This is a genomic window from Allobosea sp. P1_A7 (genome assembly GCF_056406775.1).
Genome location: NZ_JBFTZN010000079.1, coordinates 14,889 through 37,854 on the forward strand (window position 1 = coordinate 14,889; position 22,966 = coordinate 37,854).

Genomic DNA, 22,966 nt, shown 5'->3' on the forward strand with positions numbered 1-22,966 from the left:
GGAGGCGGATATGCCATCTCTTCAGAAGGTAGCGCTCGTTACGGGCGCCGGATCCGGCATCGGCCGCGCCACGGCGGTAGCGTTTCTCAAGAGCGGCTATCACGTGGTGCTGACTGGCCGCAGGCTCGATGCCTTGCAGGAAACGGCCGATCTCGGCGGGTCGCCCGGGAACGCCTTGTGCGTCTCGTGCGACGTCACGCGGCCTGAGGCCGTGAGGGATCTGTTCGCTCAATGCAAACAGCGCTTTGGCCGGCTTGATGTGCTCTTCAACAATGCTGGCGTCACCCGCGGAGGATCGATCGAGGATATCGCCTACGAGGATTGGATGACGACGGTCTCGACCAATCTCACCGGCCCGTTCCTCTGCACCCAGGAGGCGTTCAGGCTGATGAAGAGCCAGACGCCTCAGGGTGGCCGGATCATCAACAACGGCTCGCTGTCCGCGCATGTTCCGCGGCCAGCCACGGCTCCCTACAGCGCCACAAAACACGCGATAAGCGGCTTGACCAAGACGACCGCGCTGGACGGCCGCCCGTACAACATCGCCTGCGGTCAGATCGACGTCGGCAACGCGTTGACCGAGATCGCGCGTGATATGATCGAGCGCTCCAAGGCAGCAGGCACCTACGCCCAGGCCGAGCCTGTCATGGATGTCGAGCACGTTGCCCAGTCAGTGCTCCACATGGCGAACCTGCCGCTCGAGGCCAATATCCTGTCGATGACTGTCATGGCGACCAAAATGCCATTCGTGGGTCGGGGATAGGAGGAGCCTCAGCCGGCCTCGGACCAACGAGTCTTCGTGGATTCGACGTGGTTGGTGATGATCTTGTGGAGCAGCGCCTCATCCCTCGCCAGGGCAGCATCGACGAGCGCGATATGTTCCTTCGATGCCGCCACGATCTCGCGACTTCCCAATCTGGCCCGCAATCCCCTCAGCCGAGCGCGATCGCGATAGTTCATGATGAGCTCGGTGAGATGCGGCATGGCCAACGGGGCCAGGAAGGCCTGGTGGAAGCGGCGGTCGCCTTCGACATAGCTGACCAGGTCGTTCGACTGCGCGGCCTGAACAGTGGCCTCGGCGATCGCCCGGGTTTCTTGCGCGTGCTCCTCCCCCATCTTCAGTCCGGCCTCGACCGTGGAGGGAACCTCGAGCAGGAGCCGGATCTTGTGGAGCTCCTCGAGCTCTTCCGGTGTGGTCGCAGGAACGGAGAATCCGCGGTTCTTGTGGATGACGAGGAGATCCTTGCTCGCCAGATCCAGGACCGCTTCGCGAATGGGCGTCGGAGATACATCGAGACCTGCCGCCAGTTGTGCGACCGAATAGATCTCTTCGGGAACGAACTCGCCCGACATGATCTGGGCCAGCAAAAGCTGCCGGACGCGTTCACGCAGGCTGACCGTCTGCGGAATTGAGAATTGGCTTAGACGTAGCTGGGACATCGACAGTCGCCCTTGTGACGGCACGACGCTTGTAGAGACGGGGCTCCGGCGGGTCGAGAAAAATGTTGACGGCTACAGGTAATATGTTACACCTCAGCTGCATCGGACGTGATGTCTGACGCTCTCTTGCTCTCCTTACAAAGGCTTAGGCACATGCGTGAAGCAATCACCCTGCCAGGGCAGCACGCCAAGTATTATTCCGATATCGTGAAGGCGAAGGGGACGCTCGTGTTCCTCGCCGGGCAGGTCGGCTGGGACGAGAACGGCACGTGGGCGCCTGATTTCGCGAGCCAGCTGGAACTTTCCCTCGAGAATATGAAGACCGCTCTGCATGCGGCAGGCGCGACGATCGACGATGTCGTCAAAGTCAACGCCTATCTCGTCGACGTTCGGTACGGCGACGAATTCAACGAGGTCTACGCGCGTTATTTCAAGACCGACCGGCCGGTACGGACCCGTGTCCAGGCGGCGATGCTTGCGCGCGATTGCCTGGTCGAAATCGACGTCATCGCGGTGATCGACGACGCTTGAACGCGATCCATCAGAGGGGCAACGGCAATGGGATTGAAAAACTCGGATCATCTCTCGCGGCGCCTGCTCCTTTGCGGCGCGCTGGCGAGCTGGGCGGTGGTGGGAGCGTCAGCAGCGCTGTCTCAGCCGCAGGACGACAGCCTGGCGCGCATCAAGTCTCAGGGCAAAGTCCGGATTGGCTTCGCCAATATCAATCCCTACGGCTACGTGATGCCCGATGGACGGGTCACCGGGCAGGCTCCCGAACTCATCCGCGCCTTCTTCGCGGATATGGGCGTGTCCTCCCTTGAGCCCGTCGTGACGGATTTCGGTTCGCTGATCGGAGGGCTTGTAGCCAAACGCTTCGATATCGTCGCAACGGGCATGCTGATCCAGCCCGAGCGCTGCAAGATCGTGTCCTTTGGCGACCCCGAATATCAGATCAACCGCGCCTTCGCGGTCAAGAAGGGAAACCCCAAGGGCGTGACGAGCTTCGTCAGCCTGGCAAGGCACGCCGGCGCGAAGATCGGCTTGTTGACGGGCGCCGGCGAGATCCGCTTTTCGGAGCTGGCCGGCATCCCCCAGGAACGCCGCCTCCTCTTCCCCGATCTTTCAGCGGCAATCGCGGGTCTTCAGGCCGGCCGGGTTGATGCCGTGGTGGCGTCGACCGTTACGATCCGCGGAGCGCTTTCGCGGGCGAATGATCCGCGCCTGGATTTCGCCGCCCTGTCCGAGCAACCCCGCGACGAATCCGGCAATGAATCGATCGGATACGGCGGCATGGCCTTTCGCAAGGACGACATTTCACTCCGTGAGGCCTGGAATACCTGGCTCGCCAAGGCCCTGAAGAGCGGCCGCGTCACGTCGATCATCGAGCCGTTCGGCTTCGGGCCGGAGACGTTGCCGAAGGAAGGCACCACTGCCGAATACGCCTGCGCGGAACGCAAATAACCGCTCGCCAAGACAAGGGGGAACACCATGAAGATCACGTCCCGGACGGCCCGTGTCGCGAATGCGCTCGCAAGCGCCCTGATCGTCAGCGCTGCGCTGTCGTTCCCGACGATTGCCCATGCCGACAGCCTGTCTTCGATCAAGAGCGAAGGCTATGCGCGGGTCGGCTTCTCGAATTTCACCCCGTGGGGCTATGTCGACGACAAGGGAGAGCTTTCAGGGGTCGAGCCGACGCTCGTCCGAGCGTTTCTCAAGTCGATCAGCGTAGACAAGATGGACGGCGTAGTCACGCAGTTCGTCTCGATCATCCCCGCACTAGATGCCAAGCGACTGGATTTCATCGGCGCCGGCATGCAAATCCGGCCCGGTCGCTGCCAGCAGATCGCTTTCGGCGAGCCGGAATGGGTCAGCACGCAGGGTTTCGTTACAAAGGCCGGCAATCCGTCCAAACTGACAAGCTTGGATGATGTGAAGAGCAATGCCGCCACCCGTCTTGCTGTTGTCGCCGGTGGCACCGAGCGGGAGTACGCCAGGATCAACGGCATCCCTGATGCTCAGGTCGTCATCTTCCCAGATCTGCCCACCGCGGCGTCTGGCATCAAGGCGGGCCGGGTCGACGCCATGATGCAGACCTCGATCACCATCCGCGGCTTGCTGGCGGGCGACAAGCATCCTGAGCTCGCCTATGTCGCAATGTCGAAGCCGCCCCTCGACAAGGATGGCAATCCGGTCATCGGATATGGGGCAGTTGGTTTCCGCAAATCGGATCCGGAGCTTCTCTCCGCCTGGAATGCCTGGCTCAAAGGAGCCAAGCAGTCGGGTGAAATTGTGCGACTGCTGGAGCCGTTCGGCTTCACGGCGGCAGATATCGCACCTGACACGATCAAGACGGCAGATCTCTGCGCCGCAAAGAACTGACCGTCGCATGCTCCAGGATGAATCGTGAACCTCCTGCTTGAAATCAGTCCGGTGTTGCTGCGGGGAGCATACACAACCGTGTTGCTCACGTTGGTATCTGGGACCTGCGCGCTCCTGGTGGGCTTCGCGGTTGGGCTCGCTCGCCTGGCCCGGACCCGGTGGCTGTCCATTCCGCTGGCGATCTACATCGAGGTATTTCGCAACACGTCCTCGCTGGTCCAAATCTTCTACTTCTTCTTCGTGCTCCCTCTCATTGGGATTCGGCTCGAGGCATTCACGACAGGATGCCTCGTGCTGGCACTGAATTTCGGGGCTTATATTTCCGAGGTTGTGCGCTCAGCCATTCTTTCGATTGACCGCGGACAGCACGACGCCACCATCGCCCTGAATATGCCCACCAGCCTGAGCTACCGGCGGATCATYATCCCCCAGGCCATTCCGGTCATGCTTCCTGCCTTTGGGAATTACGCACTGGAATTGTTGAAGGCCACCTCGCTGGTTTCGCTCATAACAATCACGGAGCTGACGTTTTCCGGGGCTCAACTTGTCCAGTATTACGGGCACCCCACCCTCATCTACATGTCGATCTTCGTGATCTACCTGCTTCTGGCCTTGCCTCTAGTTGCTCTCAACAAGGCTCTTGAGCGGCACTCCGGAGGCCAGTGGAAGCCAAAGGTGCCGACGACATGAATTTCAGCCCTCAAATCACGGCGGAACTCCTCCCGGCACTGCTCAGAGGGACTGTCGTCACTCTGTACGCTACGGCCGCTGGCATGGCTGTCGCATTGGCCGTCGGGCTCTTGATCGCCGTCGCCCGCCGTGGCGGCAATCCTGTCGCCGTCCTGATCATCGACAGCTTCGTCACCGTCGTACGCAGCACGCCTCTCCTGATTCAGCTGTATCTGCTTTTCTATGTGCTTCCACTTTACGGGCCGTCGTTCAACCCCTTGTTTACGGGCATCCTGGGCCTGGGGTTGCATTACAGCAGCTACATCTCCGAGGTCTTCAGGGCTGGCATCGATGCTGTCCCCCGCGGGCAGTGGGAAGCCTGCATCGCCCTTCAATTCTCGCGTGTAAAAACCTGGACGAGAATAATCCTACCGCAGGCTTTTCGCATCGTCCTGCCGCAAATCGGCAACTACCTCATCTCAATGTATAAGCATGCGTCCCTTCTCGCCACGATCACAGTGGTCGAGCTTCTCGGAGCGGCATTGAACTTTGCCGGTGAAACGTTCCGATACTTCGAAGCCTTCACGCTTGTCGGCATCATATACTTCGTGATCGGCTTCGCATTTTCACGTCTTGTCCGTTACCTGGAGCAGAGAACGACTTACGGCCGGGCCTGAGTGCAAAGGTCGTTTGTATGCTTCCTGCTCCTTATCGAGTGCTGAGAATGGACCATCAGAGCGCAACTGCCTCCCAAACGCCGCTGGCGGCTGAATTCGTCAATGTCTCGAAGTCGTTCGGTGCATTCACGATCATCGACGATCTGAACCTGCAGATCAGGCCGTCAGAGCGCGTCTCGCTGATCGGCCCGAGCGGCTCCGGGAAAACCACGATCCTGCGTCTTCTGATGACCTTGGAGCGACCCAACGAGGGTGAGATCAAGGTGTTTGGAGACATCCTTTCGGCCGGCGGCGAAGGATCTGCGAAAGCTCGACCGGATCGGGAATTCAGAGCGATCCGCGGCAAGATCGGCATGGTGTTCCAGCAGTTCAACCTGTTCCCGCACATGACCGCGCTCGAAAACGTCATGGAAGCGCCGGTGCAGGTGCTCGGAATGCAACGCCAGGAGGCCCGAGACCTTGCCGAGAGTCTATTGAAACGGGTCGGCCTGGCCGAAAAGGGCGCCTCCTATCCATCGCAACTGTCAGGTGGCCAGCAGCAGCGCGTCGCGATCGCGCGGGCCTTGGCCATGAAGCCCCAGATCATGTTGTTCGACGAGATCACGTCTGCGCTTGATCCCGAGGTCATCGGTGAGGTCCTCGAGGTTGTCCATAATCTCGCCCACGAGACCAAGATGGCGATGTTGGTTGTGACGCATGAAATGGGCTTCGCCCGTGACATTGCTGATCGCGTGATCTTCATGGAACGAGGAAAGATCGTCGAAGACGGCTCTCCGGGCGAGATCTTCAACGCTCCAAGAAACGACAGAACCAAGGCGTTTCTGAACGCAATCAAGCGATAGCCGACAAAGACATCACAGCAAAACCGGCCTGATTGGACTCATGCAGTCGGGCGACGGCCGTGCATTGCCGCGAGCAAGGGAGATCACAATGTCCTCACCTACGATAATCGGAGCCCCCGAGACCGCTTCGGCTCTCGCCTACCGTCCTCTCATAGATGCATTGGCAACCGGTTTTGCGGCGGGATGTCAGGCGCCGCTGCGCCATCACCACGCGATCGATCAGGCCGGGCAGCCGCAAGCCACGCTGCTCCTGATGCCGGCGTGGAGCCATGATGGCGACGCAGACAGCCTTCTCGGCGTCAAGATCGTGACCGTATACCCCGGCAACGCCGCGAAGGGACTGCCGGGACTCGCCTCGACCTATGTGCTCTATGATGGCTCGACGGGCCAGCAACTGGCGATCATTGACGGGAACACCATTACAGCCCGCCGAACCGTCGCGACAGCGGCGCTGGGCGCCCGGTTCCTGTCGCGTGAGAACGCACGAAGCCTACTGCTGCTCGGCTCCGGTCGGGTTGCCAGCCTCGTCCCCGGAGCGATGCGAGCCGTTCGACCGATCGACAAGGTCGCGGTCTGGGACATCGATGGCGTCGGCGCGCGCCGTCTGGCAGACAACCTCACCGCCAATGGTTTTCAAGCAACCGTCGTCGACAATCTCGAGCATGCGGTCGGCGAGGCCGACATTATTTCGGCAGCGACGTTGTCGACGCACCCTCTCCTTCGCGGTGATTGGGTTCGCCCGGGTACGCATGTGGATCTGATCGGCAGCTTCACGCCGACAATGCGTGAAGCGGACGATCGTCTGATGGCGGCTGCGATGATCTATGTCGATACAAGCGACGCGCTGCACGAGTCCGGCGATCTCATTCAGCCGATTGATGCGGGGGTCATCACCGCTTCCGACGTGCGGRCAACACTGACGGAACTGTGCAGGGGCTCCGCTTTCGGGCGCCAATCCGCCGAGCAGACGACCGTGTTCAAGGCCGTCGGATCGTCATTGGCCGATCTTGTCGCGGCCCGCCTTGTCTACCGTACCTTGAAGGCTCCCGAGCAGCAGATGCGCCTGAACACCGCCTCCTAATGGGTCGCGCGGCCCCATCGGGGCGACCTGGTGAGAAACCCTGTGATCTTCCGAGGAATCCCATGCAAAGCAACCGCGTTATTCATGTTGTCAGTTGTCATGCCGAGGGCGAGGTCGGCGACGTCATCGTGGGCGGCGTTCTGCCGCCGCCGGGCGAGACGATCTGGGAGCAAGCGCAGTTCATCGCCCGCGATCAGGGATTGCGGAACTTTGTGCTCAACGAGCCTCGAGGCGGCGTATTCCGCCATGTCAATCTCCTGGTGCCCCCCAAGGACCCCAGAGCCCATACCGGCTGGATCATCATGGAACCCGGCGATACCCCACCGATGTCCGGCTCAAACTCGATCTGCGTTTCGACCGTCCTGCTCAACAGCGGCATCGTCCCGATGCAGGAACCAATCACACGCCTCATCCTTGAACCTCCGGGAGGGCTGATCGAAGTCGAGGCCGAATGCAGGGACGGCAAGGCCGAGCGCATCCGGGTCCGGAACCATCCCTCCTTCGTGGACAAGCTCGATGCGCAACTCGAGATCCCTGGCATCGGCACGATGGCGGTCGACATTGCCTGGGGCGGCGACAGCTTCGTCATCATCGATGCGCCGTCGCTCGGGCTCGCAATCCGGCCGGACCAAGCCCGTGACATTGCCGAGATTGGCGTACGCGTCACGAATGCAGCCAACGGACAGCTGGGTTTCTCTCATCCGACCAACGGCTGGGACCATATCTCCTTTTGCCAGATGACCGAGCCGGTGACACGAAGGGACGGCGTCATGCACGGCACAAGCGCCGTGGCGATCCAGCCGGGCAAGATCGATCGATCGCCGTGCGGAACGGGGTGTTCGGCGCGGATGGCGGTCCTTAACGCACGCGGCGAATTGGCTGTTGGCGAACGGTTTGTCGGGCGGTCGATTGTCGATACCGAGTTCGATTGCCTGCTGGAATCGGAAGCGGGCCTGGGCGGCAAGCGAGCGATTGTCCCGGTGATTTCGGGCCGTGCCTGGATCACCGGCATCCATCAGCACATGCTCGACCCCACGGACCCATTCCCGGCCGGCTATCGGCTGTCCGATACCTGGCCAATGCAAAAACTGCAGAGATAGCGGAGCGAGCTCTTGCCCGGGGCTTTCTTGAATCCAATCGTAAAGCATTACGCGTAGCACCTTAGTTGCCCGCAATTGGGCATTCCGCGAACCTATGAACAGAGGATACCGAACATGCGCGAGTCGATTACCCTGCCCGGCCATCCCGAAAAATGGCCCTGCTTCTCCGATGTCGTGAAGGCGAAGGGGACACTGGTCTTCCTGGCGGGCCAGGTCGGCTGGGACGACCATGGCGTTTGGGCCGAAGGCTTTGAGAAACAGGCCGAACTTGCGCTCCAGAACATGGAGAGGGCTCTGGCAGCGGCCGGCGCCACGATCGACGACGTCGTCAAGGTCGTCGTCTTTGTGGCCGATGCCCGGAACGGCGACGCGGACTATCGCACCGGCAACAATTTCAACGAGATCTACTCCCGGTTCTTCAAGCGCAACTTTCCGGTTCGCACGCGGGTGCAGACCGGCATGCTCGCGAGAGATTGCCTCGTGGAGATCGATGTCATCGCTGTCATCAGCGACGATTGAACGATGGGCGGCCGATCCAACGCCGCCCACAAGCGTGCGAAAGGGAAGGCAGAGGTCTCCCCTTTCGCCCCAGTTTTGCTTGGACGGCCTTTGCCAAACATGGGCAATAGCGACTAGGCCCTGCTTGCTTCGCCTTGTGGCAGCGAGACTTCCCGACAGTTGGAAAGGGGAAGTCGCGAGAGGCGAAAACTGCGCGAAGCCTGTGTGCCAGACGCGAGACCCCGGACGTGGAAGCCTTGGTGCGCCCCCCTCTGTCCAGCCATGAGGCGTGTGGCCACCTTCATGTGTCCAGCCGGGACGTGGCTGCCCATTCCAGCCTCCTGGACGGGCCAGATACCCGTTGCGGCCGGCGCCCCAAGCGTCGCATCAAGGCCTTGCGCTCGCCCCCCAGATGCGATCGAGGAACCGGTCGGCATAGGGCTGCCAGAGTGCGCGGCCCTCCGGCGTCGGAAACAGCCTGTGCCCGTCTTCGCCGAATGCGCCCAGGAGATGATATTCGGCATCGCCGCCGGCGGAGCGATAGGCCCCTGCCATGCGGGCGGTCAGGGCGCTGTCGAAGAAGCGGTCGTTCCGGGTATAGATCCACAGGGTCGGGATCTTCGATGAACGGCCGAAGGTCGCCGCCGCGTCGACAAGGCTGTCCGGCGCGCAATTGTTGTTCGGCCGGCCGCCGGCATAGCCACCGCGGCCACCGGCGAAATTGATGACGGCGCGCACGCTCTCGGGGCCGCGGCTCGCTGCGGCCAGCGAGCCCCAGCCCCCGGCCGACTGGCCCACGAGCAGGATGCGGTCGGCCCGGATCGTGGGAAGGGTCGCGAAATAGCGCGCGACATTCTGGATATCATCCGCAGTCGCCAGCCCGCCGCGAACGTAGTCCGGCTGGCTGCACGGTCCGTAGGCCTCGGCCCATTCGCCTCCGCGCGGGCCATATCCGCGACGCAGCGGCAACACGACCATGAAGCCACGCGAGACCAGCCACTCCGCCCCCGCCCGGTATTCGGGCGGCGCCATGGTCTTGCGCGCAGCCGCATTCGCGGGCGAGCCGTGGCTGACGACCGCGAGCGGGAACGGGCCGGGCCCGACCGGACTGAACACGCGCGCCGGCAGCAGGATCTCGGCCCCCTGCGCATCCCGGCCCACCGGGACGAACCAGGCCTGCTCGCCGGGGCGCTCCAGATCGGCCGGCAACCGGCCCGGCCGGGGATGCTCGACCGCCTCCCAGGGGTTTGACGGCTGCGCCTGAGCCGGAGGGGCAAGCCCCAGCGCCAGGGTCGACGCCGCAACGGCACATTTCAACGGCAGCATCCAATCCCCGACAGAGGCGACGCTCGATGCAAACAGAGACATATTCGCGTTCCATCCCTAGATAATTTTCCAAACTGAAGTATCTTGCAGTATGAGAGTCAAGCGATATCGCAAATATGCGGGGTGTATCGAATACTTATTGCAATGTATTCGAAAATGTATTGAGTTTATGCAATTAACTCATAACTGTTATCTTGATACCGCTCGTCTTTTCAAACATCCTGCCCTCAAGAATATCGTGATCGAGGCGGCCCTTCCGCTGATGTCGATCCGCATGGGGAGCGTTCGCTATGTTACGCAGATTGACCCGAGCCGCTCTCGCGGGCTCGTTCCTGCTCGGCCTTGCCGTGGCTCCGGGACAGGCCGCGACGCCCAAGGACGTATTCGTCATGGCGAGCGACCTCACCACCTTCATCACGTTCGATCCGGCTGCAGCCAACGAGTCGTTTCCCAACGAATTGTTGCGGCAGATGTGCACGCCGCTGCTCTCGCTGGATCACAAGGATCCTTCGAAAGTCGTCGCCGGTATCGCCGAGACATGGTCGAGCTCCCCGGACGGGAAGACCTGGACGTTCGCGCTGCGGCGCGGCATGGTTTTCCCGTCTGGCAATGCGGTCACCTCGTCGAGCATCGCCTGGGCCATGCGCCGGTCGATCAAGCTCAACCTGGTCAGCGCGAGCCTGATGCGCGACTGGGGGCTCACCTCGCCGGATCAGATCGCAACACCGGACGACCACACGCTCGTCATCACCCTCGCCAAGGATCTGGCGCCCTCGGTGACGCCCTTTGCCTTCACCAACCACCGCATGGGGTCGGCCCTCGACCGCGACACGATCATGGCGCGCGAGAAGGACGGCGATCTCGGCGCCGGCTGGCTGAACACGAATGTCGCCTGCTACGGCCCCTACCGCCTGAACACGCTGCGCGCCCAGGAAGTCGCGATCCTGGAAGCCAATCCGACCTACTGGAAGGGCGCGCCGGCGATGAAGCGGATCATCGTGCGGCATGTCCCGGAACCGGGCGCGCAGAGGCTCCTGCTCGAAAAGAACGACATCGACTACGCCAAGTCGGTCGAAGCCTCGTCACTGGCGGCCATGGTGGCCAATCCGGAACTGCGCTTTCAGTTTCAGCCGCGACTCGACAGTGTCTATCTCGCGCTGAACCAGAAGGACCCGATCCTCAGCAACCCGAAGGTCATCGAGGCCTTTCGCTACCTGATCGATTATCAGGGGCTGAAGGAGACCGTGCAGAAGGGGCGCGCCGAAATCCGCCAGAGCTTCGTGCCGGCCGGCGTGTTCGGGGCGCTGCCGAAGGGCGAGGACCCCTATCGGCTGGACATCGCCAAGGCAAAGGCCCTCCTCACCGAGGCAGGCTATGGCGACGGCTTCAAGAAGACCGTCCTGACGATGACGAATTACCCGTTTCCGGATCTCGCGCAGAACTTCCAGCAGAATGCCGCGAAGGTCGGCGTGACGCTGGATATTCGCACCATGGCGACGGCGCAGCTCTACACCCTGATGCGCAGCCGCGACTTCCAGATGCTGATGGCGGTCTATGATTACGATTATCCCGATGCCAACGATATGGCGCTGCGGATGGCGTATAACCCCGACAACAGCGATGCCGCGAAGGCGACGAATTTCCTGGCCTGGCGTGCCGCATGGGCGCCCGACGCCTGGTTCAAGCAGCAGGTCGAGGCCGCGCAGGTGGAGCGCGACCCCGCCAAGCGCACCGCGCTCTATGCCGAGCTGCAGCGCCGCCACATGCGCGAGGCGCCGATCATCGGCATCTTCCAGCGGCTGGGCGCGATGGCCCTGCACAAGCGGGTCAAGCGCTTCGAATATAACGGCTCGGAGTTCTTTTACGACACGATCGAGAAGGAGTGAGGCGTGAGCTCCCTGACCGGTCTCGCGCCGCGCCGAAACGCCCGCCTGCGCCTGCCGCGCTGGGCAGCGCCGGCCCTGCGCGGCGGGCTTTCCGTCGCGCTCACCCTGCTTGGCCTGCTGGCCCTGACCTTCTTCATCGGGCGCGTGCTGCCGTTCGACCCGATCGCCGCGGTCGTCGGCGAGAAGGCCGATGCCAGCGTCTACGAGAACGTGCGCATCAAGCTCGGGCTCGACCAGCCGCTCTACATCCAGTTCGTCATGTTCCTGCGCGACATGCTGAGCGGCAATTTCGGGCGGGCGATCTTCACCGGCAATCCCGTCGCCGACGATCTCAGACATGTCATTCCCGCGACGGTCGAGCTTGCCACCGTCGCCATCGTGATCGGCAGCGGGCTCGGCATCCCCTTCGGCGTCGCCGCTGCGGTCTATCGGGGAAAACCGATCGACCACGCCGTGCGGCTCCTGTCGCTGATCGGCCATTCCGTCCCGATCTTCTGGCTCGGCCTGATGGGGCTGATCGTCTTCTATGCCTGGCTCGGCTGGGTCGGCGGCTCCGGCCGGGTGGATATCTTCTATCTCGACGCCGTGCCGAAGCGGACGGGGCTGCTGCTCGTCGATTCAGCACTGGCGGGCGACTGGGACGTGTTCGTCAGCGCCGCGCGGCACATCATCCTGCCGGCTCTCCTGCTCGGCTATTCCTCGATGGCCTATATCAGCCGCATGACCCGGAGCTTCATGCTCGATCAGCTGAGCCAGGAATACATCACCACGGCGCGGGTCAAAGGGCTCTCGCGGCGGCGCGTGGTCTGGGGTCATGCCTTCCGCAACGTGCTGGTCCAGCTCGCCACGGTCATTGCGATTTCCTATGGCGGGCTGCTCGAAGGAGCGGTGCTCACCGAAACGGTCTTCGCCTGGCCCGGCTTCGGTCAGTACCTGACGACCGCCCTGATGATCGGCGACATGAACGCCGTTCTCGCCTGCACATTGATCGTGGGTCTGGTCTTCATCTGCCTGAACCTGATCACCGATCTCCTTTACCGCTTCCTGGATCCGCGCACCCGATGACGGCTCATTCCTTCGAGCGCAACGCTTCGTTGCGATCCTGGCTTCTCGCCGAGGCACCGCAATCGGGCTTCCAGGCCTGGATGCAGAGCTTCTACCTCGCCTGGCTGCGCCTGGCCGCGAACCCCCTCGCCGTCATCGGCGTGGTCGTCCTGCTGGTGATCGGGCTGGTCGCGCTGATGGCGCCGTGGATCGCCACCCACTCGCCCTTCGACCAGGTCCTGGCCGAACGGCTTCAGCGCCCGAGCGCCGCGCATTGGCTCGGAACGGACGAGCTCGGCCGGGATGTCTTCAGCCGCATCGTCTATGGCGCCCGCACCACGCTCTACATCGTCGGCCTCGTTGCCGTGATCGTCGGGCCGATCGGCCTGTGCATCGGCGCGACGGCCGGTTATCTCGGAGGCTGGGTCGAAGCGCTGCTGATGCGGATCACCGACATCTTCCTGTCCTTCCCGAGCCTGATCCTGGCGCTGGCCTTCGTCTCCGCCCTGGGCCCGAGCCTGGACAATGCGATCATCGCCATCGCGCTGTCCTCCTGGCCGGGGATCGCCCGTCTCGCCAGGGCGGAAACCCTGACGATCCGCTCCAGCGACTATGTCGATGCCGTCCGCGTCATGGGGGCCTCGACACCGCGGATCATCTTCAAGCACGTCATGCCGATGTGCCTGCCCTCGGTCGTCGTGCGGGTGACGCTGAGCATGGCCAGCGTCGCGTTGACCGCAGCCGGCCTCGGCTTCCTCGGCCTGGGCGCCCAGCCCCCGACGCCGGAATGGGGCGCCATGCTCTCGACGGCGAGACAATACCTGCTCGAGCACTGGTATCTCGCCGCCATGCCCGGCCTGGCCATCCTGACCGTCAGCCTCGCCTTCAACCTGTTCGGAGACGGGTTGCGCGACATGCTCAACCCGCGCTCGTGAGGGAGGGGACGATGTCCGGGACCACAAAGAGCCCCATCCTCACGGTCGAGGACCTGCGCGTCGGCTTTCCCGGCCCGCGCGGCCTGGTGGAGGCCGTGCGCGGCATCAGCTTCGAGGTCGGCCGGAACAAGGTCGGCATCGTCGGCGAGTCCGGCTCCGGCAAGTCGATGACCGGGCGGGCGATCCTCAACCTGTTGCCGTCGGGAGCGACCTCCACCGTCAAGTCCATGAAACTGGGCGAGACCGAGCTCGCAGGACTGAGCGAAAACGAGATGCTCGGCATCCGCGGCAAGCGCGTCTCGATGATCCTGCAGGATCCGAAATACTCGCTCAATCCGGTCATGCGGGTGGGGCATCAGATCGCCGAAGCCTTTCGCGTGCATCATCGCGCCTCCCGCGCCGAGGCGAACGAGCGGGCGCTGGAGATGCTGGCGGCGGTCCGCATTCGCGATCCCAAGCGCGTCTTCGCGCTCTACCCGCACGAGGTCTCGGGCGGGATGGGCCAGCGCATCATGATCGCCATGATGCTCATTCCCGAGCCCGAGCTGATCATCGCGGATGAGCCGACCTCGGCGCTCGACGTCACCGTCCGGCTCCAGGTCCTGGCCATTCTCGACGAGCTCGTCACCACCCGCGGCATCGGCCTGATGTTCATCAGCCATGACCTCAACCTGGTCTCGACCTTCTGCGACGAGGTCTTGATCATGTATGCCGGGCGCATCGTGGAGCGATGCCCCGCCGCGGACCTTCACCAGGCGAAACATCCCTATACGCGCGGGCTGCTGGCCTCACTGCCCCGGCTCGAGGACGGCCACAAGCGCCTGCGGGTGCTGGAGCGCGACCCGTCCTGGCGCAACGAACCCATTCCGGCGGAAGCATGATCGAAGTCAGCCATTTGCGCGTCGCCTTCGGCGCGGGTGAAAACCAGTCCGTCGCCGTCGACGACGTCTCCTTCTCGATTCCCGAAGCGACCGTCTACGGGCTGGTGGGCGAGTCCGGCTGCGGCAAGACGACGATCCTGCGGTGCCTTGCCGGCCTCAACCGGCAATGGTCGGGGACCATCAGGATCGCCGGCAAGACCGTGGGACCGGTGCGCGATCTCGCGTTCTACCGGATGGCCCAGATGGTGTTCCAGGATCCCTATGGCTCCCTGCACCCACGGCACACCGTCAACACCATTCTCTCGGAGCCGCTGGTGGTGCACGGCATCGCCGGCATCGGCCCGCGCGTCTCCCGCGTGCTTGCCCAGGTCGGTCTTGGCGAGAGCTACCGCTACCGCTACCCGCACCAGCTCTCCGGCGGCCAGCGCCAGCGCGTGGCGATCGCGCGGGCTCTCATCCTCGAGCCCCGCATCCTGTTTCTCGACGAACCGACCTCGGCTCTCGACGTCTCCGTCCAGGCCGAGGTTCTCAACCTGCTCCGCGACATCCAGGTCGAACAGGGCCTCACCTGCGTCCTCGTCAGCCACGACCTGCCCGTCGTCGCCAATCTGTGCAACCGGCTCGCCGTGATGAACCAGGGCAAGCTGATCGAGGAGCTCGGCGTCGCCGACCTGATGTCGGCGCGCGCCCATAGCGGCTACACGCAGAGGCTCATCGCAGCCAGTGCCGGCTATGATCGTGCGCTGGTCGGCCTCGATGCGGACTAGCCCGGCCGTGGGGCGGACGGAGGTGGATGTCGACGCGGCATCGCCCTGGACGCGGCCGGGCGCTGCGACCCTGTCGCGTTAGGGAGGACGCCATGGAGGTCAAATGGTTGGAGGATTTCCTCAGCCTTGCGAGCACGGCAAGCTTCTCCCGTTCCGCTGCCGAACGCCATGTCACCCAGTCCGACTTCAGCCGCCGCATCAGGCAACTCGAGGATTGGGTCGGCTTGCCCCTCGTCGATCGGGCCTCCTATCCGGTCCGGCTGACCTCGGCAGGCGAGAATTTCCGCGGGACCGCGCAGGAGCTGTTGCAGGACCTGTATCGCGCCAGGGACAAGCTGCGGGAGAAGCAGGGCCTGCGTGCAAACACCCTGTCCTTCGCGGCGCTCCACACGCTGTCGCTGACCTTTTTCCCGCAATGGCTGCGGCGCATCGAGCCCCGCTTCGGCGGGCTGCGGACGAGAGTGAGCGCGGACAATAACGGGATCGATTCCCTCGTGACCTCGCTGCGGGAAGGCGGCAGCGATTTTCTGCTGATCTACTCGCATAGCGCGGTGCCGGTTTTCATCGTGGACAGCGACATCATCCATATGCGATTGGGCGACGAGCGCGTCGTCCCGGTTTCGGCCCCCGACGCCAGCGGTCGCCCGCTTCACCGGATCGAGCCGGGAGCGACCCCGGCGCGGCACCTCGCCTATGGCGCCGGATCGTTCTTCCATCACGTGCTGGCGGATCTCTTCGCGAGACGAGCGCTCGAACGCATCACGATCCACGAGAACACGATGTCGGAAGGCCTGAAGGCGATGGCTCTGGCCGGTTGGGGGCTGGCCTGGATACCGGAGAGCATCGTGCGGCTCGATCTTGCCAGCGGGCAACTCGTGCGCGCCGCCGATGCCAGCTGGGACCTGACGGTCGATATCCGGCTCTATCGGTCCTTGTCGAATTCCCGTCCGGTCGTTGAGCAATTCTGGCGCACCGTCAGCGAGGACGAGCAGGACGCGGTCAGTGCAAAGCCGCAACTGGTCCGCTGCTAACGGGTAAAGGCAGCCGCTTGCCCATGCCCGTCAGATCTCGATCTCGGTTCCGAGCTCGACCACCTGCGCGGGGGACCTCTGCGATGACGACCGTGACCAGCAGGATGCGCTCATGCAGGACGCGGTTGTGCTTGACGAACTGCGTCAGCGCGAGCGGCACGCCATGGGGAGCCGAGGCCATGAAGACGGCGGTTCCGGGCAGCCGCGAGCAGCAGGTCGCGACCGCGCTCTCGATCAGCTCCTCCTCCGGCTGGCGCAGATTGCGGCGGGCGCGCTCGACCAGTTTGACGCCGCTGCGCCAGGTCAGCATCACGAAGGCGGCCGCGGCCGCAAGCAGGAGCGGGAACCAGCCGCCTTCGAACAGCTTGGTCGTGTTCGCGGCGAAGAAGATGCAGTCGATGACGAGGAAGAAGCCGTTGACCGCAATCACGATCAGCGGCGGGTAGCCCCAGTGCAGCGCAACGAGCGCGGCCAACAGGGTGGTGATGGCCATCAGCAGGGAGACGGCGATGCCATAGGCGCCTGCCAGCGCATCGGACGAGCCGAAGCCGATCACCGCGCCGAGCGTCGCCGCCGCCAGCAGCCAGTTCACCAGCGGCACATAGATCTGGCCGATCTCGTGGCTTGCCGTGTGCTCGATATGCATGCGGGGCAGGAAGCCGAGCTGGATCGCCTGCTGCGTCAGCGAGAACACCCCGGAAATGATGGCTTGCGAGGCGATCACGGTCGCCACTGTGGCAAGGGCGACCAGCGGGTAATGCGCCCAGTCCGGCGCCAGCTGGTAGAATGGATTATCCAGCGCGGCGCTGTCGGTGATCAGGAGTCCGGCCTGACCGAAATAGTTCAGCACGAGCGCCGGCAGGGCAATGCCGAACCAGGCGAGCCTGATCGGCAGGCGGCCGAAATGTCCCATGTCGGCATACATGGCTTCGCCGCCGGTGACGGCCAGGAATGCCGCGCCGAGAATGGCGAAGCTGACATGGAAGTCCTGGTGGATCAGGAAATTGACGGCGTAGAGCGGGCTCAGCGCCACAAGCACGCCGGGCGCCTGGGCGATGCCGTGGAGGCCAAGCAGCGCGATGATGATGAACCAGCCAAGCATGACCGGACCGAAGATCGCGCCGATGAAGCCTGTGCCCTTCTTCTGGACGGCAAACAGGCCGATCAGGATGACCACGGTCAATGGCACCACGACATGCTGCAGCGCCGGCGCGTCGAGCTTCAGGCCTTCGACGGCGCTCAGCACCGAGATGGCCGGGGTGATGGCGCCGTCGCCGTAAAGCAGCGCCGCACCGATCAGGCCGACGATCAGGAGATAGGCGCGCCAGCTCCCCGGCTCGGCGTTGCGGGCCGAGAGCAGGGCCAGCATGGCGACGATGCCGCCCTCGCCGCGATTATCGGCACGCAGGATCAGCAGCGCGTATTTCATGGAGATGATCAGGATCAGCGCCCACAGGATGAGCGAGACGATGCCGAGCACCGCATCCTGACTGAGGCTGCCGCCCTGGGTCGCCGCCCTCGCCGCTTCCCGCAAGGCATAGAGCGGACTTGTTCCGATATCGCCATAGACGACGCCGAGAGCGCCGAGCGTGGCGGCGACCGGCAGGGCAGCGGGCGGTCTCGTTACCTGAGCGCTGTGGGCAGTCATGGTTCGATCCCAGCTGCAACCCAGTACATAATCTGCGAGCATTGGGGGCAAATTGCTAGGGGGCGAGGATGCCGGTCGCGCGGGTCGGAAGGACCATCGTCGTCCCGCAGGTCAGGCGCCCGTCCAAAGGGCTGCGCTTCCTCGCCGTGCGGGATGCCGTGCGCCCCTGGTCTGATCCTCACGATCGGCCAGAACGGAGGTCAAGTTGGACCAGAACCATGGGGCCGCGTCTGAGTCACCCAAACGCCTTCAGGGGCCCTGGCCGGTTCAGGTGAAGACCGACGATTGCGGTTCGCGATCAGGCAGGACGAGCTCCGCAAGGCGCGGAGGCCGCGCCCCCTCAGTGACGGGGAGGCAACAGGGCCGAGGGCGTCACCAAGTCCTCCAGAGCCAGGCCACGTTCCTTCAGCAGGGCTTCGAGCAACGGGCGCAGCTCGCCGAGGCTTTCCGCGACGGTGTCCCGCACCGTGTCGACAACCACCTGAGTCCCCCGTTCGATCTCGACATTGACCGCGTCACCCTCTCGCTTGGCGTCGAGATTCGTCACCCGGCGCGTCTCGGGGATAAGCCAGATCTCGAACCAGCCCTCGGCCTTGTTGCACTCCGAGACCGTCAGGCTGCATCCGTTGATGGCGATGTAGCCTTTCGGGAAGATGTACCGCTCGAAGGGCCGAGGGATGGAGAACCGGATGGCCTTGTTGCCTCCGTATTCCTTGATGAGGTCGATCCGCGCTGCGAAGTCGATATGGCCCGAGAGAGGGTGCCCACCGATCTCTGCGCCATCCTTCGCCGCCCGTTCGACATTGACCATGCTGCCCGGCCCACAATCCCCCAGCGTGGTGACCGCGAGGCTCTGGAGCATGACGTCGAAGAGCACCCGCTCAGTGGACATGATCGTCGTTGCCGTCAGGCAGACGCCATCCACGGCGACGCTGGCCCCGATGCCGAGCCCATCGGTAAACCCTGCGGGGAAATCGAGCGTGAAGGTCCGGATGCCATTGTCGTCCTCAATGGCTGCAACCCGCGCTACGGATTGAACAATGCCGGTGAACATCGCTGTCCTCATCCTCTCGAGCCGCGCCTTATAGCGCTCGCCGGATGCGGCAGGCCAGTCGATCAGGGCAAGGCCTGCGAGCGTCCGCGATGGGTCGGAGTTGGCTGTCGGCCGCTTTGACCAGGACAGCCCGGATGAACGGGCGCAGGGGCGATGGACCATGCCGGTCCGAAGGCTCAGCGCCGCCGCGCTGGGAGCGAGCGGGCAACGTAGCCCAGAGCAAACGTCACCATGGCGACCGCGAGCCCGGAGCAGATCAAGCCAGCCGGAGTGATCCGCGCCCGTCCCTGCAGGGTGATGTGCTTGCCGACACGCAGGTCGAACTCGGATCTGATTTCCTCGGGATGAGTCGGAGCCTCGTCGGCAACGGGGTTCCCGGCGCTGGCATTGGTCATCAGGCGCTCCACGTCTGAATGGCAAGGCTCGGATCGTGCCATGAAGCCCGATGACATCGCCAGCCCGGAGACTGGAAGGCCGAGGTCGGGCCGCCATGGCGAAGGCTCCTTCGGGCGCTTGACCTCGCCCCAAGGGCTGACTCTAGAGATGGATTCATGAGCGATTCCTATCTTCTTGCCGGACGTTTCGGCGCCGCCACGCGGCTGTCACCGAAGGCCTTGCGGCTCTATGCCGAACAGGGCCTGCTCGTGCCGGCCCATGTCGATCCGCAGACCGGGTACCGCTATTACGCCCCCGAGCAGGCGCCACGGGCGCGGCTGATCGCCAGGCTGCGGCGGCTCGGTCTGCCGGTAGCGCGCGTCGGGCAGCTTGTCGCGCTTGCGCCCGAGGCGCGCGCCGTCGAGTTGCAGACATGGCTCAGCGCGCAGAACGAGCTTCTGGCAGAGCAGACCGAGGGTGTTCGGGCGCTTGCCCGACACGCCGACGGTGGTGAACCCGCCTTGGCCACGGCGATAAGCTTGCGCGAGATCGAGGCCAGCAAGGTCGTGTCCCGCCAGCGCCACGTCGGCGTCGAGGCCCTCGACGATTTCGTCGCCAGCGCCGAGGCCGATATCCGCGCCCATCTGCGGGGCTCGGGCCTGCCGGGCGACGGGCCGATGAGCGTGCATTGCCACAGCCTCGTCAGCCGCGACAGCGAAGGTCTGGTCGAGGTCGCCATCGCCTATGAGGGCAGCCTGGAACCTGCCGGCGACCTGCGCCTATGGCTGCAGCCGGCGCGGCGCGAGGCCTATCTGCCGGTGCCCAGGGCTTATGAAGATTTCCCGCTCGTCCTGCGCGTCTATGACGCGATCGAGGCGTGGCTCGACGCACGAAGCGATCTGAGCTGCAGCGACAGCCCCTGCGAAACCTATCCCGGAACCGGCGGCGCACGTTTCGATGTCGCCTATCCGATCACCCTGTAAGCGAGCCCGCCATGACGCATTTTTCCTATACGGGCTCCGGCCCCTATTGCTACGCCAATTCCTTCGCGATGATGTTCGGGGCCGACGCGCCCTCCACCGCGGTGATCGAGATCGCCATCGGCAGTCCGTTCGGCATGCAGTTGATCGGCGGCACGCTGCCATTCTTCGATCCCTATGGCTGGGACCCGGAGAAGGGCTTTGAGGACGCGCTTTCGTCGCTCGGCTGGACATCGACGGTCACGCAGGGCGGCGAGGCCGAGGAGGCCCTCGCCCGGCTCAAGGCGGCGCTGGCTGGCGGACCGGTCTGGATCGGCCCGGTCGAGATGGGGCATCTGCGGCACCAGCCGGGCATGCGTGGACCGATCGAGGCCGACCACTACGTCGTCGTCCTTGAAGCGGATAATGAGCGCGTGGTGATGCATGATCCGCAAGGCTATCCCTATGCCACCCTGCCGGTCGCCGATTTCATGGCCGCCTGGAGCGCCAGCACGCTGATCTATGGCGCGCCCTACACCATGCGAACCGCCTTCAGGCGCGTCGCAGAGGTCAGCGAGGTGGAGACGATCCGTGCGTCCGTCCCGGCGGCGATCCGCTGGCTGTCGATGGACGGCGATCTCGGCATGCCGGCCGGAAGCCTCGGCAATGGCGAAGCAGCCGAAGCCCTGGCGGCACGGATCGAGGCGCGATGCGACGAGGCGCTGCGCGGCCATATGGTCCATTTCGCGGTCAGGGTCGGCGCCCGCCGCGCGGTCGATGCCGCAGCCTGCCTGGCGCGCGCCGGCTATGCCGAGGCCGCGCGGATTGCCGACAGGCAGGCGCGCCTGATCGGCGCGATGCAATATCCGCTGGTTGTCGGCAACGACGCCGTTGCGGCGACCGCCCTTCGTGACCTGGCGCCCACCTACGACATGCTGCGGACGGCCTTGGAAAACCAAAGCTGAATGCCTGCCTGGGAGTGGACGCGCCTGGACGTTTGGCCGCTTATCCCGGCGATTTGCAGCTACCCTCAGCGAATCCCGGCGGCGCTGTCATGCACCGGGACCTCGCTTGACCGCGCCCGGAGGACAATACCGAATGGCGAATGATGATCGCACCAGGTTCATTCCCAGGAGAACGCCGGAATCGGCGGCGATGTCGGCAAACGTCAAGCGGGCGATGACGATCACCGCCACCCTCAACCGTTTGACCTATAACGATGCCGATGAAGTCCGGGCCTTGTTCAGCGATCTCATCGGCAAGAGGGTCGACGACAGTTTCGTGTTGATACCGCCGTTCTATACGGAAAATGGGGTCAATATCCGTGTCGGGCGCAATGTCTTCGTCAATCAGAACTGCACCTTCTATGATCTCGGCGGGCTCGATATTGCCGACGACGTGCTGATCGGGCCGAATGTGAGCATCATCACGACCGGCCGCCCCCTTGAGCCGTCCCAACGGCGCGCCCGCGTCACCGCAAAGCCCATCGCGATCGGGAGAAATGTCTGGATCGCAGCCGGTGCGACCATCATCGGTGGCGTGACGATCGGAGAGAATTCGGTCGTCGCGGCGGCTTCGGTCGTCACCAGAGACGTTCCTTCGAACACCCTTGTCGGTGGCAATCCGGCGCGGGTCATTCGTTCGATCGCCGACTGAAGAACCGCCCGTATAATGGGCAGTCAAATGCTCCTTCGCCCGCGATCCCCTGGCGAATGCCGGGCCGGTTAAAGTTTACGCGGCACGGCCGGTCCATCGGCATTGCGTCAGCGCCATTGGTGGCGCAGAGGAAACGAGCGGGCTGCAGGTCACATGTGTCACCTGGCTCTTGAGAACTCTCCCATGTCTATCGCCCGTCTCTGCCTTGCGGCTTTCGCCGCCGCGCTTCTGTGCGTCGTGCCTGCCGCCGCCAAGAATTTCGCGGTTCCCGACAAGAACCCGGCCATTACGCTGACCGTTCCGAACAACTGGAAGACGCAGGAGATCGAGTTCGGCTACTCCGCGCGCCCGCAGGACGAGGCGATCTTCTTCTCGGTCGAGTTCGCGCATGCCCGCGAGATCGACAAGATGATGGCCACGAACGAATCCTGGATGAAGGAAAACAAGATCAAGCAGGTGAAGCCGATCCAGGCAGAAGTCCCGATCAACGGGATTTCCTCGACCGTCTTCCAGTTCCGCACCACTGACGCGAACGGCCCGACGACAGTCGATTTCATCCTGATGCCGGCCGGCAGCGGCCGGATGATCATGATCACCGTCTGGGGCAATGACGAAGAGCGCGAGACGCACGCCAAGGCGCTCGACGATATCTTCGGCAGCATCAAGTCGATCAACTGAGAAGACCCGGCGCGTATCGGACCTTCCGATACGCGTCTCT

Annotated in this window: 24 protein-coding genes and 1 pseudogene; 20 read left to right on the forward strand and 5 right to left on the reverse strand. The window is 63.8% G+C overall.

The window, feature by feature from the left end:
- Nucleotides 1-10 precede the first annotated feature (10 nt).
- Nucleotides 11-763 (forward strand): SDR family oxidoreductase, encoded by a 753-nt coding sequence (locus AC1D34_RS15750; RefSeq protein WP_476776153.1) that lies wholly within the window; start codon nucleotides 11-13, stop codon nucleotides 761-763.
- A gap of 8 nt (nucleotides 764-771) precedes the next feature.
- On the opposite strand, the gene AC1D34_RS15755 is transcribed toward AC1D34_RS15750, so the two are convergent.
- A complete protein-coding gene (locus AC1D34_RS15755; RefSeq protein ID WP_476776154.1) occupies nucleotides 772-1,440 on the reverse strand; it encodes a GntR family transcriptional regulator in 669 nt (222 codons plus the stop codon).
- 153 nt (nucleotides 1,441-1,593) lie between these two features.
- On the opposite strand from AC1D34_RS15755, the gene AC1D34_RS15760 reads away from it, so the two are divergent.
- The 9 genes from AC1D34_RS15760 (at nucleotide 1,594) to AC1D34_RS15800 (ending at nucleotide 8,707) form a co-directional block, all read left to right on the forward strand.
- Nucleotides 1,594-1,971 (forward strand): RidA family protein, encoded by a 378-nt coding sequence (locus AC1D34_RS15760; protein ID WP_441491198.1) that lies wholly within the window; start codon nucleotides 1,594-1,596, stop codon nucleotides 1,969-1,971.
- Nucleotides 1,972-1,998: 27 nt separating this feature from the next.
- Nucleotides 1,999-2,901 (forward strand): ectoine/hydroxyectoine ABC transporter substrate-binding protein EhuB, encoded by a 903-nt coding sequence (gene ehuB, locus AC1D34_RS15765; RefSeq protein ID WP_476824692.1) that lies wholly within the window; start codon nucleotides 1,999-2,001, stop codon nucleotides 2,899-2,901.
- Between the two features lie 27 nt (nucleotides 2,902-2,928).
- Nucleotides 2,929-3,819 (forward strand): ectoine/hydroxyectoine ABC transporter substrate-binding protein EhuB, encoded by an 891-nt coding sequence (ehuB, locus tag AC1D34_RS15770; protein ID WP_476824693.1) that lies wholly within the window; start codon nucleotides 2,929-2,931, stop codon nucleotides 3,817-3,819.
- A gap of 24 nt (nucleotides 3,820-3,843) precedes the next feature.
- Complete coding sequence (locus AC1D34_RS15775) at nucleotides 3,844-4,509, forward strand: amino acid ABC transporter permease (RefSeq protein ID WP_162768001.1); 666 nt, start codon at nucleotides 3,844-3,846, stop codon at nucleotides 4,507-4,509.
- Entirely contained in the window at nucleotides 4,482-5,165 is a 684-nt protein-coding gene (ehuD, locus tag AC1D34_RS15780) for an ectoine/hydroxyectoine ABC transporter permease subunit EhuD (RefSeq protein WP_476776157.1), read from the forward strand. The genes AC1D34_RS15775 and ehuD overlap by 28 nt, the downstream gene beginning before the upstream one ends.
- Before the next feature lie 47 nt (nucleotides 5,166-5,212).
- Nucleotides 5,213-6,007, forward strand: a complete 795-nt coding sequence (gene ehuA, locus AC1D34_RS15785; RefSeq protein WP_441506755.1) for an ectoine/hydroxyectoine ABC transporter ATP-binding protein EhuA — start codon at nucleotides 5,213-5,215, stop codon at nucleotides 6,005-6,007.
- Between the two features lie 82 nt (nucleotides 6,008-6,089).
- Nucleotides 6,090-7,088: a bifunctional Delta(1)-pyrroline-2-carboxylate/Delta(1)-piperideine-2-carboxylate reductase gene (lhpI, locus tag AC1D34_RS15790; RefSeq protein WP_476824695.1), complete on the forward strand. Its 999-nt coding sequence runs from the start codon at nucleotides 6,090-6,092 to the stop codon at nucleotides 7,086-7,088.
- Nucleotides 7,089-7,150: 62 nt separating this feature from the next.
- Nucleotides 7,151-8,188 (forward strand): trans-3-hydroxy-L-proline dehydratase, encoded by a 1,038-nt coding sequence (locus AC1D34_RS15795; protein ID WP_476824696.1) that lies wholly within the window; start codon nucleotides 7,151-7,153, stop codon nucleotides 8,186-8,188.
- Nucleotides 8,189-8,302: 114 nt separating this feature from the next.
- Complete coding sequence (locus tag AC1D34_RS15800) at nucleotides 8,303-8,707, forward strand: RidA family protein (RefSeq protein ID WP_441506753.1); 405 nt, start codon at nucleotides 8,303-8,305, stop codon at nucleotides 8,705-8,707.
- Between the two features lie 366 nt (nucleotides 8,708-9,073).
- On the opposite strand, the gene AC1D34_RS15805 is transcribed toward AC1D34_RS15800, so the two are convergent.
- Nucleotides 9,074-10,054 carry an alpha/beta hydrolase family protein gene (locus tag AC1D34_RS15805; protein ID WP_476776158.1) on the reverse strand — a complete coding sequence of 327 codons (981 nt, stop codon included), beginning with the start codon at nucleotides 10,052-10,054 and terminating at the stop codon, nucleotides 9,074-9,076.
- A 248-nt stretch (nucleotides 10,055-10,302) separates the two neighbouring features.
- Between AC1D34_RS15805 and AC1D34_RS15810 the strand changes: the two genes are divergently transcribed.
- The 6 genes from AC1D34_RS15810 (at nucleotide 10,303) to AC1D34_RS15835 (ending at nucleotide 16,556) form a co-directional block, all read left to right on the forward strand.
- Complete coding sequence (locus AC1D34_RS15810; RefSeq protein ID WP_441491189.1) at nucleotides 10,303-11,898, forward strand: ABC transporter substrate-binding protein; 1,596 nt, start codon at nucleotides 10,303-10,305, stop codon at nucleotides 11,896-11,898.
- Between the two features lie 45 nt (nucleotides 11,899-11,943).
- Nucleotides 11,944-12,963, forward strand: a complete 1,020-nt coding sequence (locus AC1D34_RS15815; protein ID WP_441491365.1) for an ABC transporter permease — start codon at nucleotides 11,944-11,946, stop codon at nucleotides 12,961-12,963.
- Nucleotides 12,960-13,877: a nickel transporter permease gene (gene nikC, locus AC1D34_RS15820; protein WP_441506750.1), complete on the forward strand. Its 918-nt coding sequence runs from the start codon at nucleotides 12,960-12,962 to the stop codon at nucleotides 13,875-13,877. Before AC1D34_RS15815 ends, nikC begins: the two co-directional genes overlap by 4 nt.
- Before the next feature lie 11 nt (nucleotides 13,878-13,888).
- On the forward strand, nucleotides 13,889-14,758 hold the full coding sequence (locus AC1D34_RS15825; RefSeq protein ID WP_441491187.1) for an ABC transporter ATP-binding protein: 870 nt from the start codon (nucleotides 13,889-13,891) through the stop codon (nucleotides 14,756-14,758).
- Complete coding sequence (locus AC1D34_RS15830) at nucleotides 14,755-15,525, forward strand: ABC transporter ATP-binding protein (protein WP_441491186.1); 771 nt, start codon at nucleotides 14,755-14,757, stop codon at nucleotides 15,523-15,525. Before AC1D34_RS15825 ends, AC1D34_RS15830 begins: the two co-directional genes overlap by 4 nt.
- A gap of 92 nt (nucleotides 15,526-15,617) precedes the next feature.
- The gene (locus AC1D34_RS15835) at nucleotides 15,618-16,556 is read left to right on the forward strand and encodes a LysR substrate-binding domain-containing protein (protein ID WP_476824694.1); all 939 of its coding nucleotides are present in this window, start codon (nucleotides 15,618-15,620) and stop codon (nucleotides 16,554-16,556) included.
- A gap of 28 nt (nucleotides 16,557-16,584) precedes the next feature.
- On the opposite strand, the pseudogene AC1D34_RS15840 reads toward AC1D34_RS15835, so the two are convergent.
- The 3 genes and pseudogenes from AC1D34_RS15840 to AC1D34_RS15850 form a co-directional block, all read right to left on the reverse strand.
- Nucleotides 16,585-18,204 (reverse strand): annotated as a pseudogene (locus AC1D34_RS15840) (potassium transporter Kup); the annotation flags it as partial.
- Between the two features lie 340 nt (nucleotides 18,205-18,544).
- On the reverse strand, nucleotides 18,545-19,258 hold the full coding sequence (locus AC1D34_RS15845; RefSeq protein WP_441506746.1) for a riboflavin synthase subunit alpha: 714 nt from the start codon (nucleotides 19,256-19,258) through the stop codon (nucleotides 18,545-18,547).
- 176 nt (nucleotides 19,259-19,434) lie between these two features.
- Nucleotides 19,435-19,653 (reverse strand): hypothetical protein, encoded by a 219-nt coding sequence (locus AC1D34_RS15850; protein WP_441491182.1) that lies wholly within the window; start codon nucleotides 19,651-19,653, stop codon nucleotides 19,435-19,437.
- Nucleotides 19,654-19,809: 156 nt separating this feature from the next.
- Here AC1D34_RS15850 and AC1D34_RS15855 point away from each other — a divergent pair, with 156 nt between their 5' ends.
- The 4 genes from AC1D34_RS15855 to AC1D34_RS15870 all read left to right on the forward strand — a co-directional run bounded on the left by AC1D34_RS15855 (nucleotide 19,810) and on the right by AC1D34_RS15870 (nucleotide 22,926).
- On the forward strand, nucleotides 19,810-20,616 hold the full coding sequence (locus AC1D34_RS15855) for a MerR family transcriptional regulator (RefSeq protein ID WP_441491181.1): 807 nt from the start codon (nucleotides 19,810-19,812) through the stop codon (nucleotides 20,614-20,616).
- An 11-nt stretch (nucleotides 20,617-20,627) separates the two neighbouring features.
- The gene (locus AC1D34_RS15860) at nucleotides 20,628-21,557 is read left to right on the forward strand and encodes a hypothetical protein (protein ID WP_441506744.1); all 930 of its coding nucleotides are present in this window, start codon (nucleotides 20,628-20,630) and stop codon (nucleotides 21,555-21,557) included.
- Between the two features lie 190 nt (nucleotides 21,558-21,747).
- Complete coding sequence (locus AC1D34_RS15865; RefSeq protein WP_441491179.1) at nucleotides 21,748-22,248, forward strand: sugar O-acetyltransferase; 501 nt, start codon at nucleotides 21,748-21,750, stop codon at nucleotides 22,246-22,248.
- A gap of 183 nt (nucleotides 22,249-22,431) precedes the next feature.
- Nucleotides 22,432-22,926 carry a hypothetical protein gene (locus AC1D34_RS15870; protein ID WP_441506743.1) on the forward strand — a complete coding sequence of 165 codons (495 nt, stop codon included), beginning with the start codon at nucleotides 22,432-22,434 and terminating at the stop codon, nucleotides 22,924-22,926.
- Nucleotides 22,927-22,966: the final 40 nt, after the last annotated feature.